Origin of the sequence: Jiella pacifica (assembly GCF_010500815.1) — a bacterium.
Lineage (GTDB): Bacteria > Pseudomonadota > Alphaproteobacteria > Rhizobiales > Rhizobiaceae > Jiella > Jiella pacifica.
Map to the genome: position 1 here is coordinate 333152 of NZ_JAAAMG010000001.1, position 14093 is coordinate 347244.

13 protein-coding genes are annotated in these 14093 nt (G+C 65.6%); 7 read left to right on the forward strand and 6 right to left on the reverse strand.

From position 1 onward, the window contains the following. Window positions 1-104: 104 nt before the first annotated feature. From GTK09_RS01535 to GTK09_RS01555, 5 genes are all read left to right on the forward strand, one after another. Window positions 105-1682: an alkaline phosphatase gene (locus tag GTK09_RS01535; protein WP_163460713.1), complete on the forward strand. Its 1578-nt coding sequence runs from the start codon at window positions 105-107 to the stop codon at window positions 1680-1682. 123 nt (window positions 1683-1805) lie between these two features. Further along, window positions 1806-2231, forward strand: a complete 426-nt coding sequence (locus GTK09_RS01540) for a hypothetical protein (protein ID WP_163460714.1) — start codon at window positions 1806-1808, stop codon at window positions 2229-2231. Then, window positions 2218-2910, forward strand: coding sequence for an ABC transporter ATP-binding protein (locus tag GTK09_RS01545; RefSeq protein WP_163460715.1), 693 nt, complete (start codon window positions 2218-2220; stop codon window positions 2908-2910). Before GTK09_RS01540 ends, GTK09_RS01545 begins: the two co-directional genes overlap by 14 nt. Window positions 2911-2942: 32 nt before the next feature. Then, window positions 2943-4268 (forward strand): FtsX-like permease family protein, encoded by a 1326-nt coding sequence (locus tag GTK09_RS01550; protein ID WP_312869547.1) that lies wholly within the window; start codon window positions 2943-2945, stop codon window positions 4266-4268. A 19-nt stretch (window positions 4269-4287) separates the two neighbouring features. Continuing rightward, window positions 4288-4878, forward strand: coding sequence for a copper chaperone PCu(A)C (locus GTK09_RS01555; RefSeq protein ID WP_163460716.1), 591 nt, complete (start codon window positions 4288-4290; stop codon window positions 4876-4878). Window positions 4879-5231: 353 nt separating this feature from the next. Here GTK09_RS01555 and GTK09_RS01560 read toward each other — a convergent pair whose 3' ends face one another. The 5 genes from GTK09_RS01560 to cyoA form a co-directional block, all read right to left on the reverse strand. Next, complete coding sequence (locus tag GTK09_RS01560; protein ID WP_203560836.1) at window positions 5232-6038, reverse strand: SURF1 family protein; 807 nt, start codon at window positions 6036-6038, stop codon at window positions 5232-5234. A gap of 87 nt (window positions 6039-6125) precedes the next feature. Beyond that, window positions 6126-6683, reverse strand: a complete 558-nt coding sequence (cyoD, locus tag GTK09_RS01565; protein ID WP_163460717.1) for a cytochrome o ubiquinol oxidase subunit IV — start codon at window positions 6681-6683, stop codon at window positions 6126-6128. Continuing rightward, window positions 6683-7309, reverse strand: a complete 627-nt coding sequence (gene cyoC / locus GTK09_RS01570) for a cytochrome o ubiquinol oxidase subunit III (RefSeq protein ID WP_163460718.1) — start codon at window positions 7307-7309, stop codon at window positions 6683-6685. Before cyoC ends, cyoD begins: the two co-directional genes overlap by 1 nt. A gap of 4 nt (window positions 7310-7313) precedes the next feature. Next, window positions 7314-9317, reverse strand: a complete 2004-nt coding sequence (gene cyoB, locus GTK09_RS01575; RefSeq protein ID WP_163460719.1) for a cytochrome o ubiquinol oxidase subunit I — start codon at window positions 9315-9317, stop codon at window positions 7314-7316. A 54-nt stretch (window positions 9318-9371) separates the two neighbouring features. Next, the gene (gene cyoA, locus GTK09_RS01580) at window positions 9372-10514 is read right to left on the reverse strand and encodes a ubiquinol oxidase subunit II (RefSeq protein ID WP_163460720.1); all 1143 of its coding nucleotides are present in this window, start codon (window positions 10512-10514) and stop codon (window positions 9372-9374) included. A 168-nt stretch (window positions 10515-10682) separates the two neighbouring features. Between cyoA and GTK09_RS01585 the strand changes: the two genes are divergently transcribed. After that, window positions 10683-12002, forward strand: coding sequence for an MFS transporter (locus tag GTK09_RS01585; protein WP_163460721.1), 1320 nt, complete (start codon window positions 10683-10685; stop codon window positions 12000-12002). A 366-nt stretch (window positions 12003-12368) separates the two neighbouring features. After that, a complete protein-coding gene (locus GTK09_RS01590) occupies window positions 12369-13136 on the forward strand; it encodes an SDR family oxidoreductase (protein WP_163460722.1) in 768 nt (255 codons plus the stop codon). A 74-nt stretch (window positions 13137-13210) separates the two neighbouring features. Here the strand turns inward: GTK09_RS01590 and GTK09_RS01595 are convergent, their stop codons facing one another. After that, complete coding sequence (locus GTK09_RS01595) at window positions 13211-13828, reverse strand: GNAT family N-acetyltransferase (RefSeq protein ID WP_163460723.1); 618 nt, start codon at window positions 13826-13828, stop codon at window positions 13211-13213. Window positions 13829-14093: the final 265 nt, after the last annotated feature.

Genomic DNA, 14093 nt, shown 5'->3' on the forward strand with positions numbered 1-14093 from the left:
AGCCGCCGGCGGGGGGCGTCGGCTCATTAAAATTCTGTCACGTCGGGTCGCTAGAGCAGCGGCGTGACGGGGCGCGTTTGCCCCTCGACAGGAGAGGCCCAACGATGAAGAAACTGCTGCTCGCGAGCGTCGCCGCGCTCGTTTCCACCGCTGCCGTCGCGCAGGATTCCCTGCCGCAGGCGAACAGCCAGTGGTTCACGGACGCTCAGGCGAAGATCAAGGAAGTGATGGCGCGCCAGCCCAACACCAAGCGCGCCAAGAACGTCATTCTCCTGGTCGCCGACGGCAACGGCGTCACCACCAACTATGCGACGCGCCTTTTCATGGGCCAGCAGGAAGGCGGCATGGGCGACGACTACGTCCTGCCATACGAGGCGTTCCCGCATCTCGCCCTCGCCAAGACCTACAACATCAACGCCCAGACGCCCGATTCCGCGCCGACCGCCGGCGCGATGAACACCGGCGTCAAGCAGCTGTTCAACACGATCAACCTCAACGAGAACGGCGTCTTCGAAGACTGCGCCTCGGTCGAGGGCAACACGCTCAAGACCTTCGCCGAGATCGTCAGCGAGAGCGACAAGTCGGTCGGCATCATCTCCACCGCCCGCATCACCCATGCGACGCCGGCCGCCGTCTACGCCAAGACCGCCGCCCGCGACTGGGAGGATTCAGTTCCGGAGGGCTGCACTGCGCAGAAGGACATCGCATCGCAGCTCATCGACCAGATGAAGGCCGGCGTCATCGATCTCGCCATGGGTGGCGGCCGCGGCATGTTCGTCGGCGCGGACACGACCTTGGACGAGCAGGAAGGCACCAAGGGCAAGCGCGCCGACGGCAAGAACCTCATCGACGAGGCGACCGAGGCCGGCGCCCAGTATGCCTGGAACACCGAGACCTTCAGCGGGCTCGACCTTGCGGCCGACAAGCCGGTGCTCGCTCTCTTCGAGGGCAGCCACATGAAGTACGAGGCCGACCGCACCGACGCCGACGAGCCCTCGCTCGCCGACATGACCAAGGCGGCCATCGAGTATCTCTCCAGGAACGAGAACGGCTACTATCTCGAGATCGAGGCCGGCCGCGTCGATCACGCCAACCATGACGGTAACGCCTACCGCACCGTCACCGACGGCGTCGCCTTCGCCAAGGCCGTCGCCATGGCCGACGAGCTGACCAATGACGAGGACACCCTCATCATCGTCACCGCCGACCACGAGCACGCCATCGCCCTCAACGGCTATTGCGGCCGCGGCTCGCCGATCCTCGGCCTGTGCTACGACGTCAACACCAACACCGCCGGCGGCAACTACAAGCACGCCGACGAGCCGAATCTTGCGGCCGACGGCAAGCCCTACACGGTCATCGGCTTTCTGAACGGCGCCGGGTCGGTGCTGAAGGAACAGGAAGACAAGACCTTCTCCGGTTCGCGCGACGACGTCAGCAACGAAGAGGCGCAGGACAAGGAATATCTGCAGCAGGCGCTGATCCCGATGACTTCAGAAACCCACGCCGGCACCGACGTCGCGATCTACGCCAAGGGCCCCTGGTCGCACCTGTTCGACGGCACCGTCGAGCAGAACTACATCTTCCACGTGATGAACCACGCCGTGCAGGCCGACGACGCCGCGGCCTCCACGGGCGGTGCCATGGAAGCCACCCCGGCTGCGGCCGGCACCGCCAACTAAGGCGCTGCGAAACACCATCGGAGGGACCCGGCCGCCGTGCCGGGTCTTTCCCGTTTTTGATCTTCGACGCGAAATTCCCGGTTGTCGTGACCGCGTCGACGATAGCGACAGAGGAGACGAGCGATGCAGCGACGTCGGTTTCTTGCGGCCTCTGCGGCCGCGCTTCTGGTCCCGCATCTTGCCAGGGCCGAGGACGGCCCGGTGCGCATGCGCGATCTCTACAACAAGGATCTCACCTTCTCGGACTATGCCAAGTCCATGGCGGGCCAGCGCATCGCCGTCGAAGGCTTCATGGCGCCGCCCCTGAAGGCGGAATCGAATTTCTTCGTCCTCACCAAGCGGCCGATGGCCGTCTGCCCGTTCTGCGAGAGCGAGGCGCAATGGCCGGACGATATCCTCGCCGTCTACACCAGCCGGATCATCGACACGGTGCCGTTCAACGTCAAGATCGTCACCAGCGGCAAGCTCGAACTCGGCACCTACGAGGATCCCGAACTCGGCTTCGTCAGCCGCGTGCGCCTCGCCAATGCCGTCTATGAGCGCAGCTGAGGCGCGCGGCGTGTCCCTCGACCTGCAGGTCCGCGATCTTGTCGTCCGATCGCGCGAGGGCCGCGATCTCCTGACGGTCGCGCGGCTCGACGTTCCCGCCGGCTCGAAGATCGGCATCCGGGGGCCTTCCGGCGCCGGCAAGTCGACGCTGCTCTTCGCCATTGCCGGCCTGCTGAAGCCGGCGAGTGGCGACGTGTCCTGGGGTGAACACCGGATATCCGACATGCGCGCCGCCGAGCGGGCCCGCTTTCGCCGCGAAAACGTCGGCCTGGTCTTCCAGGATTTCCTGCTGTTCGAAGAACTTTCCTCCCTCGGCAATGCGGCAATCGCCGCCCGCTATGCCAAAGCTTCGACGCGCCGATCGATCGTCGCGTCGGCGCGGGCCGGCCTCGCCCGGCTGGGCCTCGAAAGCCTCGGTGGCCGGCGGGTCGACAGCTTTTCCGGCGGCGAGCGCCAGCGCGTCGCGGTCGCCAGAGCGCTTGCCAACGATCCGGCCATCATCCTCGCCGACGAGCCGACGGCGAGCCTCGACCGCGCCTCGGCCGATCGGATGGTCGACGATCTCGCCAGCCTTGCCAGCGAGAGCGGCCGCACCCTCGTCGCGGTCAGCCACGATCCGGCCCTGCACGAGCGCATGGACTGGGTCATCGACGTCGTCGACGGGCGCCCGCTCGTCTGAATTCTCACCGACGCCCGAAGGGGGCTTTTGCCGTGGTTCCCGAGTTCTGGCCCGAGTTCTGGTATGGGCTGCCGGTCTTCGTTCAGGACGCCGCCTGGTTCGTCCTGCTGCTTCTGCCGGCCCTGGTCACCGGCCTCGTGGTCGTCTGGTCGTTTCGGCCGTTCTCGCTCGTCTGGGCGATGATTTGGCGCTATCGCTGGACCAATGCGCTGTTCGTCCTCCTCATTGCCATCTCGGTCGGCCTCGGCGTCGGGCTGATCGCCCAGGAGCGCGGCATCCGTCAGGGCACGGCGCGGGCGGCGGAAAAGTTCGACCTCGTCGTCACCGCGCCCGGCTCGGAAGTGCAGATGATGCTGGCGACGGTCTATCTCCAGCCGGTCGACGTGCCGCTCCTCGACGGCAAGACCTACGATGCGATCGCCAGCAACGAAAACGTCGCACTCGCCGCGCCGATCGCATACGGCGACTCCTTCCATGAGTCCTCGGTGATCGGCACCACGGCCGCCTTCGTCACGCACCTCTCTGGCGATCTCGCCGAGGGCCGGATGTTTGCGGCGGTCGACGAGGCGGTGGTCGGCGCTCGCGTGCCCCTCGACATCGGCGCGACCTTCACGCCGGCGCACGGCGTCGGCGATGCCGCGGAAGAGGGCGCGCATGAGGGCGCGCTGCTGCGCGTCGTCGGGCGGATGGCGCCGACCGGAAGTCCGTGGGACCGGGCGATCCTCGTTCCGGTCGAGAGCGTCTGGAAGGTCCACGGCCTGCCGCTCGGCCATGGGCCGGAGCGGGAAGGGCAGATCGGCCCGCCCTTCGATCCGGACTATTTCCCCGGCACCCCGGCCATTCTCGTGCGCGCCGACCAGCTCTGGGCGAATTATGCCCTGCGCTCCGAATTTACCACCGACCGCACCATGGCCTTCTTCCCCGGCGCCGTCCTGTCGCAGCTCCACGGCCTCCTCGGCGACGTGCGGCAGGTGATGTCGGTGATGGCGGTGGTCACGCAGGTCCTGGTGACGCTCGGCGTTCTCGCCGGCCTCGCCGTGCTGATCCGGCTCTACGCCCGTCGCCTCGCCCTCCTCAGGGCGCTCGGCGCGCCGGACCGCTTCGTCTTTGCCGTCGTCTGGACCTACGCCGCGACCCTGATCTTCACCGGCGCGATCCTCGGAATCGTCGTCGGCATGGCTGCCGTCGGGATCATCTCAAAGATTGTCACGGCGCGCACCGACATCCTCGTCGAGGCGACGCTCGCCTGGCCGGAGTTCCACCTCGTCGCCGGCTTCGTCAGCCTCACCGTGCTGATGGCTTTGACGCCGGCCTTCATGGCCCTGTCGCGCGACGTCATTACCGATCTTCGATCATGAGCCATCTCGGAGCCCTTTCATGCTGAAGCCCGCCGCCATTGCCGCCGCCCTCCTTGTCGCCCTCGCGACGCCCGGCCTTGCCGATGACGCCCATGACGATGCCGCCCATGCGGGCGAGGCCCAGCATCAAGAAGCCGGCCGCCCTCACGCCGGCGAGGCCCATGAAGAGGCTGGCCATCACGACCACGACGAGGAAGAGGCGGACCACCTCGCCGAGATGAACGGCGTGAGGGCGCTGCATGCCTGGACGCCCGCGACGGACGGAACCACTGCGCTGGTCTTCGTGACGATCGAAAACCGGTCGAACAGGGACATCCGTCTGGAAGGAGCCGAGAGCGACATGGCGGAGAGCGCCGAACTCGTCGGCTTCCAGGTGAAGGACGGCGAGCCTGCCTACGAGGCCTTGCCCTTCGTCCCGGTGAAGCCCGGCCGCGAACTCGTCCTCCAGCCGAATGGCCTCGCCATCCGTCTGACCGGGCTCGGCCGGCCGCTGTCGAAGGGCGACGAGATCGAGGTGGAGTTCCATTTCGACACCGGCCACGTCCCCATGCATGTCCAGGTCGAGGCGGCAAACGCCACCAACCACAGCCATGCCGGGCATCAGCACTGACGGCTGCGGCAAAGATGCGCCGTCGGGCGTAGCCCAGTCACGGGCGGTGGTGTGACGTCGTTTGCGTGAGAGTGGCCGATCGGTCGCGATCGGTCATAGAGACGCTTATTCAGGCGTATGCGCCGAGGCACCCCCCTTTGCCCTGCCGGGCATCTCCCCCTCAAGGGGGGAGATCGATCTCGTTCCACCGTCTCGAACACGCCGATGCGTTGGCCAACGGGATCGTCGACTACGGCAGGGAGCCGCCACCAAAGCCTCCAATCTCCCCCCTTGAGGGGGAGATGCCCGGCAGGGCAGAGGGGGGTGAGGTCGCGCCGCTGCGCTCGCCATACTGGCGCCCGAGCCGCGCGGGTTCAGCGCGGGCGACGTCGCCCGTGGCGGATGACGACGACGGCGCCGACGAGGGTGAGGCCGGCCATGGCGAACCAGGTCAGCGCATATTGCAGATGGGAATTTCGAAAGGCGATCCGCGTCAGGCCGGGGACGGGATAGTCGACGCTGCCGGGCGGCGGAGCGCCCATCTCGGCGTTCGGCGGGGGCGTATGGGCGAGGGGCGAGCCGGCGTCGATGAAATAGGGAGCGACCGGGTCGCTGAGATTCTCCCACGCGGCGATCGCCGTGACGTCGCGGGAATACCAGCGCCCTTCGGCCGGAACGTTGGAGCGCAGGAAGGCGCCGTCCGGCTGGCTCATGCGCAGGAGACCGGCGACGGTGGCCTCGCTTTCGCCGAGATCCGCGTCGGCGGGAAAATCCCGGTAAGGCACGAAGCCGCGATTGACCAGGACGGTGAAGCCGCGCTCGTCCATCAGCGGCGTCATTAGCCAGAAGCCCCCGCCATAGTCGGTGGTCGCCTGGGCGAAAACGGACTTGCCCCGCAGAAAGCGCCCGGTTGCCACGACGTGGCGATATTCGTCGCCCGCGAAATCGATCGAGCTCCATTCGTCCGGCCCTGGCGCCGCGACAGGGGCGGCCGCGACGCGCGCATTCACCGCTGCGATGAGATCGAGTTTCCACTCCCGGCGCTCGAGCTGCCAGATGCCGAGAGCCAGGAAGCCGGCGAAGAGAACAAGGCCGGCAAACGCAGCGAGCGCTGCTTGGAAACGAAAAAGGGGAGGGCGCTTGCGCGCTGTCTCCCCAGTCGTCACACGATCCTCAGGCAACGTCCGTTCCCTTGGCTGCTACGTCCGCCGCCTCGTTCGCCTACAGCGCCGTGAGGTGCCAGATTCGTCGACGCGGCGGGTCGTGTCTTAGCGGCCCATGCTTCCATGGTCCATGCTGTCAGGACGCATTTCCGACTGCCCGGACTCGCCGGACTGTCCGGTGGTCTGGGTATTTCCATCCGCCGGCGCAGTCGCTCCGCCCATGGGCCGGCCGTCCTCCATCTGCATCTGCTGCTGCAGGGTCGCGGGTCCGTCCACGTCCATGACCTCGTGGTCCATCGGCATCATGTTGCTGTTGAGGTGGTACATCACCCACAGCGAGCCAGCGATGGTGATGACCAGGACCACGAAGGTGAAGATCAGCGCCATCACCGTCCAGCCGCCCTCGGACTTGGCGTCCATGTGCAGGAAGTAGATCATCTGGACGACGATCTGCGCGACGGCGGCGAGCACCACCAGAACCGCGGTGACGACGCCGTCCTCGATCGGCCGGGCCATGACGAGCCAGAACGGGATGACGGTGAGGACGACCGACAGGCCGAAACCGGTCAGATAGCCCCGGATCGTCGAATGGGCCTCGCCGGTCTCGTGATTGCCGCTGGCCGTGCCGCGATTGGGGTCGGAAGCGTGGGAGCCGCTGCTCATCAAATCACCCGGATGAGATAGACGAAGGTGAAGACGCCGATCCAGATGACGTCGAGAAAGTGCCAGAACATCGACAGGCACATCAGTCGCCGGCGATTGCCGGCGATCAGGCCGCGATTGCGGATCTGAACCATCAGCACGACCATCCAGAGGATGCCGACCGAGACGTGCAGCCCGTGGGTCGCGACAAGGGTGAAGAAAGCCGAGAGGAAGGCGCTGCGCTGCGGCGTCGCGCCCTCGTGGAACAGGACGGCGAATTCGTAGATCTCGATGCCGACGAAGCAAAGGCCGAACGCGGCCGTGACGGCCAGCCAGCCGAGCACGGCGCGCTTGTTGCGGTTCTGCATGGCGATCATCGCAAAGCCGTAGGTGATCGAGGAGAACAGCAGCATCGCCGTGTTCACCGCGAGCAGCGGCAGTTCGAAGATCTCGTCCGGCCGCGGCCCCGCCGCATAGGCGCCGGCCAGGACGCCGTAGGTCGCGAACAGGACCGCAAAGATGAGACAGTCGCTCATCAGATAGATCCAGAAGCCGAGCATGGTGCTGCCACCCGGCTCGTGCTCATGTTCATCGAGGTCGAAGAAGACCGGCGTGTCGTTTTCGGTCGTCGCTGCGATGTTGGCCATCAATTCAGCTCCGCGCCGCGAGGGCGTCTGCGAAGGTGCGCTCCGATGCCGCGACCTCCTCGGCCGGGATGTAGTAGTCCCGGTCGTAGTTGAAGGTATGAGCGATCGCCGCCGCGATGAGCGCGACGAAGGAGAGCGCCGCCAGCCACCAGATGTACCAGATCATCGCGAAGCCGCAGACCGTGGCGAGGCCGGCGATGATGACGCCCGCGCCGGTGTTCCTCGGCATGTGGATCGGCCGGAAGCCCTCCATCGGCCGAGAAAAGCCCCGCCGCTTCATGTCGGTATAGGCGTCGAGGCCATGCACCATCGGGGTGAAGGCGAAGTTGTAGTGCGGCGGCGGCGAGGAGGTCGCCCATTCCAGCGTCCGGCCGTCCCACGGATCGCCGGTCGTGTCGGCGAGTTCGTCGCGCCGGCGCACCGAGACGAAGATCTGCACGAGGAAGGCGGCGATGCCGATGGCGATCAAGACGGCGCCGAAGGCGGCGATGACGAACCAGATCTGCAGGGACGGATCGTCAAACTCGCGCAGCCGCCGCGTGACCCCCATCAGGCCGAGCACGTAGAGCGGCATGAAGGCGAAGTAGAAGCCGATCACCCAGAACCAGAAGCTGACCTTGCCCCAGAACGGATCCAGCTTGAAGCCGAAGGCCTTGGGGAACCAGTAGTTGATCGCCGCGAACATGCCGAACAAGACGCCGCCGATGATCACGTTGTGGAAGTGGGCGACGAGGAACAGCGAGTTGTGGACGACGAAGTCGACCGGCGGCACGGCGAGAAGGACGCCGGTCATGCCGCCGAGGGTGAAGGTGACGAGGAAGGCGATCGTCCACAGCATCGGCACCTCGAAGCGCACGCGCCCCCGATACATCGTGAACAGCCAGTTGAAGATCTTCGCGCCCGTCGGGATCGAGATGATCATCGTCGTGATGCCGAAGAACGAGTTGACGCTCGCCCCGTTGCCCATGGTGAAGAAGTGGTGGAGCCAGACGAGATAGGCGAGAATGGTGATGACCACGGTCGCGTAGACCATCGAGGTGTAGCCGAACAGTCGCTTGCCCGAGAAGGTCGAGGTGACTTCGGAGAAGACGCCGAAGGCCGGCAGGATGAGGATGTAGACCTCCGGATGCCCCCAGATCCAGATGAGGTTGAAATACATCATCGAATTGCCGCCGAGGTCGTTCGTGAAGAAGTGCGTTCCGACGTAGCGATCGAGTGACAGGAGGGTGAGGACGGCGGTCAGCACCGGGAAGGAGGCGACGACCAGGACGTTGGTGCAGAGCGCCGTCCAGGTGAAGATCGGCATGCGCATCATCGTCATGCCCGGCGCGCGCATCTTCACGATGGTCGCCAGGAAGTTGACGCCCGACAACAACGTGCCGACGCCGGCGATCTGGAGGCCCCAGATGTAGTAGTCGACGCCCACCCCCGGACTGTTCGAGGCGTCCGACAGCGGCGGGAAGGCAAGCCAGCCGGTGCGGGCGAACTCGCCGAGGAAGAGCGACAGCATGATCAGGGCGACGCCGCCGGCGGTCATCCAGAAGGAGAAATTGTTGAGGAAGGGGAAGGCGACGTCCCTGGCGCCGATCTGCAGCGGCACGACGATGTTCATGATCCCGACGATCAGCGGCATCGCCACGAAGAAGATCATGATCGTGCCGTGGGCGGTGAACACCTGGTCGTAGTGGTGCGACGGCAGGAAGCCTTCCGAGCCGTTGAAGGCCATCGCCTGCTGGGCGCGCATCATCAGGGCGTCGGCAAAGCCGCGCAAAAGCATGACGATCGCCAGCACGATGTACATGATGCCGATGCGCTTGTGGTCGACGCTGGTGAACCACTCGTTCCAGAGATAGCCCCAGAGCCTGTAGTGGGTGAGCGCTGCGACGAGCGCGAGGCCGCCGAGGGCGACGACGGCGAACGTTCCGACCAGGATCGGCTCGTGATACGGGATCGAATCGAGCGTCAGACGCCCGAATATCAGCCGTGTGAGGTCCAAATTGCCCAGCATGGATTTGTGCCTTGATACTTTGTCATCCGCCCCGGCTCATGCCGAAGCCGTTCGTCATTCTGCATTGAGCTGCGGCGGGGCGGCCGTGCCTTCGCCGGCGGGTTCCTGCCCGCCACTCTCATCGCTGTGCGGCTCGCGGTTCGTCGCCGGGGCGGTGGCGCCCTGGGGTTCGTCGCCGTGGCCCTCATCCGCGCCGCCATGGCCGAACTGGTCGAGATCGTAGGTCTCGTATTTCAGCTGGTCGATGGTGACGTCCCGCCCGGGCTCGGCCTTGCCGGCGTCGATCATCATGACCTCCTGCATGCACAGCTTGCCCGGGCGCACGCACATGCCGAGGATGCGCTTGTAGAGATCGTCCTGCACCGAAGAGTAATAGGTGACGGGAAAGCCCTCGGTCGGCTTGGCGAGGTCGAGATAGGACTGCGTGTCGAGCGCTTGGTCCGAGCCCTTGAGGTTTTCGATCCAGGCCTCGAAGTCGCCTTCGTCCTGGCTGTAGAATTTGAAATGCATGTCGGAGAAGCCGGCGCCGTTGTAGTGGCTGGCAAAGCCGTCGAACACGCCGGGCTCGTTCATCACCGCGTGAAGCTTCGTCTCCATGCCCGGCATCGAATAGATCATGCCGGCGAGCGTCGGGATGTAGAAGGCGTTCATCACCGATTCCGCCGTCAGGTGGAAGCGGATCGGCCGGTTCACCGGAGCGGCGAGCTCGTTGACGCTGGCGACGCCGTACTGGGGATAGACGAACAGCCATTTCCAGTTCAGCGCCACCACCTGAACCTCCAGCGGTTCCTCGTCGAGCGCGACGCCCTCGCTGGTGGTGATCTCGTCGAGCGGCCGGTAGGGGTCGAGCAGATGCGTGCCCACCCACGTCACCGCGCCGAGGACGATGATGATCATCAGCGGCACGGTCCAGATGACGAGCTCGAGCTTGGTCGAGTGGTCCCAGTCGGCGTCATAGCTCGACGCCTTGTTGGAGGCGCGATAGCGCCACGGGAAATACAGCGACATGAAGATGACCGGCAGGATGATGATCAGCATCAGCCCGGTGGCGATCAACAGCATGTCGCGCTGGCGCGCCGCGATGTCGCCGCCCGGAAACAGCAGCGGGGAATCGCAGGCGCTCAGGACGAACGGCAGCGCGAGGACGAGGAGGAAGCGAAACGGACGCAATGGAGCGGCCCCGTATTGATCTGACATGGAGCGTGCAGCGCTCGGCTAGAAGCCTTTTATTGACTGCCGCTCGGAGGTGGTATTGAACAAATTGTGCAGTGCCTCAACCCCCGTCTTCGCACCCGCACACGACCTTACAGGTCGTTAATGTTCGGATGCTTGCCGCCTGTCGTCATTCGTGCTTGGGATCGCAAAATGAGCGATACTGTTGCCAATCCCGATTTCACCAGTGCTTCGACGTCGCGCGACGCCCAGGGGCATCTCCTCAATTCCGGCGACATCGCCATCGGTGTCGTGATCGGACGGTCGTCGGAATTCTTCGACTTCTTCGTCTTCGCCATCGCCGCCGTGCTGGTGTTTCCCTCGCGGGTCTTTCCCTTCGTCGACCCGGTTACCGGCGTCCTCTATTCCTTCGCGATCTTCGCACTGGCCTTTATCGCCCGGCCCTTCGGGACCTGGCTGTTCATGGCCATCGACCGCCAGCACGGCAAGTCGACGAAGCTTACCATCGCCTTGTTCTTGCTGGGAACTTCAACGGTTGTCGTCGCCTTCCTGCCTGCCTACGAGGATGTCGGGGCGATATCGATCTGGCTCCTGGCATTGCTTCGCATCGGCCAGGGTGTCGCGCTCGGCGGCACATGGGACGGTCTCGCCTCGCTGCTCGCGATGAACGCGCCGGCGAACCGCCGCGGCCTGTGGGCGATGGTGCCGCAGCTCGGCGCGCCCTTCGGGCTGATCGTCGCGTCGGGCCTTTTCGCCTTCTTCCACGGCTTCCTGCCGAGCGAAGAGTTCCACGAATGGGCCTGGCGCTTCCCCTTCTTCGTCGCCTTCGCCATCAACGTCGTGGCGTTGTTCGCGCGGCTGCGCATCGTCGCGACGCCCGAATATGTGCATCAGTTCGAGCGCCGCGAGCTTCAGGCCGCGCGGGTCCGCAAGACGTTCCGGCACAACACCCGCTTCATCATCGTCGGCGCCTTCGCGCCGCTGGCGAGCTTTGCCATGTTCCACATGGTCACGGTGTTCCCGCTGTCCTGGGTGGATCTCTTCACCGAACAGGAAGTCACCCGGTTCCTGATCATCGAAGGCGTCTGCGCGGTGATATTCGCCATCGCGATCGTCGCCTCGGGATTCCTCGCCGACAAATACGGCCGGCGCAACGTTCTGGGGGTCTGTGCGCTCCTCATCGCCATCTTCAGTGGCTTCGCCCCGTCGCTCCTGGGGCAGGGCTTCGCCGGCGAACTGATTTATATGTTCTTCGGCTTTGCGCTTCTCGGCGTGTCCTTCGGCCAGTGCTCCGGCGCCGTCGCCTCCAACTTCCCGCGCAACTACCGCTACACCGGCTCGGCGATCGTCTCCGACCTCGCCTGGCTGTTCGGCGCGGGTTTCGCGCCCTTCGTCGCGCTCTACCTGTCCTATCACCTCGGCCTCGTGGCCGCGGGTCTCTATCTCCTGTCCGGCGCTGCCTGCACGATGCTGGCGCTTCGCTACAACGACCTGCTCGACAGCCGCGAGTGAATTTCCGAGCCGGGTGACGAACCCGGCCCGGCGGACTGGATGAAACGGCCGGCAACTTCAGTTGCCGGCCGTTTTGATTCCAACTCCTACGCGTTCCTGCGACTGCTTCGGCCCTGTCGAAGCGGCACCCGGCCCGTCGATATTGCACTTTCGATATGCACTGAAGTCATGGGCAAAGAGCATTTTTTGGGCATTGCGATGCTCAGGTGTCCCCCGCTGGCCCCGGGGCGGTGGCCGGCATTCGATGCCGAAGCGGTCCGCCGGACGGTTTGACCTCGCGGTGGATCCGGGAAAAGGTGGGCAACACCCCGGCCGATTTCTGGCGGTTCGGGGCAGCGAAGCGAACGCCGTGCGAGGGAGGACATTGTGAGCCTAGCGTTATTCGACCTCACCGGCCGCCGGGCCCTCGTCACCGGCTCGTCCCAGGGCATCGGCCTTGCTCTGGCGAAGGGGCTCGCGGCGGCGGGCGCCGAGATCGTCGTCAACGGGCGAAACGCCGAAAAGCTCTCGGCGGCGGCGGCCGAACTGCGCGACGCCGGCGGGGTGGTCCACGAGCTGGCCTTCGACGTCACCGATCATCACGCGGTGCGGGCGGCGGTGGATCGCTTCGAGGCCGAGAGCGGGGCGATCGACATCCTGATCAACAATGCCGGCATGCAGCACCGAGGGCCGCTCGAGGAGTTCCCGGCGGAGGCCTTCGAGCGGCTGCTCCAGACCAACATCGCCAGCGTCTTCCATGTCGGCCAGGCGGTGGCGCGGCACATGATCGGCCGCGGCCGGGGCAAGATCGTCAACATCTGCTCGGTGCAGACGGCGCTGGCCCGGCCGGGGATCGCTCCCTACACGGCGACCAAGGGCGCCGTGGCCAACCTCACCAAGGGCATGGCCACCGACTGGGCGAAATACGGCCTTCAGTGCAATGGCCTCGCGCCGGGCTATTTCGAGACGCCGCTCAACCAGGCGCTGGTCGAGGATCCGGAATTTTCCGCCTGGCTCGCCAAACGGACCCCGGCCGGCCGCTGGGGCAAGGTCGAGGAACTCGTCGGCACGGCGATCTTCCTGTCCTCGGAGGCTTCGTCCTTCGTCAACGGCACGACCATCTTCGTCGACGGCGGGATCACGGCGTCGCTCTGATCCCCTCAAAGGCTATGACGCCCGGCGAAGCGCCTTTGCCGGGCTGGCATCGCCCCGGCAGGTGCCGTGTCGCGTCACTTCTGGTCGTCGCGCGGAAACATCGGCACATGCGGCGCCGTCTCGCGCGAAAACAGCCCGCCGAGGCGCGGGTCGTCTGCAAGCTCCAGCATCTGCCGGACGGGCTCGAAGCCGAAGCGGCGGTAGAACGCGATCGCACGCGGATGGTCGATCGTGTTGGTGTGCAACCAGAGGCGATCGACCGGGGCCGAAAACGCGAAATCGAGAAGCGGCGCCATCATGAACCGCGCCGCGCCCTTGCCGACGAGGCTGGGCGTCACGCCGAAATAGACGAGCTCGGCGACCCCATAGGCCGGAAAATCGAGTTCGGCGATCCCCTCCGCCCGGCCGTCGACGAACAAGGCGTGGATGACGGTCGACGGGTCGGCGATCTTCGTGGCGATGGCCTCCTCGCTCTGGATCAATCGCTGGTACCAGAGATGGTCCGATCCGACCCGGCGCAGAAGATCGACATACCAGTCGAAGTCGGGGCGCTCGACCCTTGCAAAGCGCCAGCCGGGCTTTTCTTCGACGGTGAATTCGCCCGGCCGCGGCGGCTCCGTCCGCTCGAGGATCGTCGCGATGGCGGCGATCTTGCCGGGGGGAATGTCGGTGAAGCCGTCGGAAAGGGGCATGGCGCGTCGACCGTTCTTCGTTTGATGGCAACAGGGGACGGGAGATCCGATAACGGCCGGTGGCGCCCGAGACAATGCCGTCTCGTCGCGGCGACGTTTGCCAGACGCCGATCATTTCTTCGTCGGCCGGGTTCAATTTCGGCCGGGCTTCGGCTAGAGACGCCGCTCGCCGGGGCGACGCTCCGTGAAACCAACCCGCCCGACCGTGTCACTTTCCCATTCGCGCCGCCGCTGGAGGCCACGCGAGGGCGTGCTGCGGCCCGAT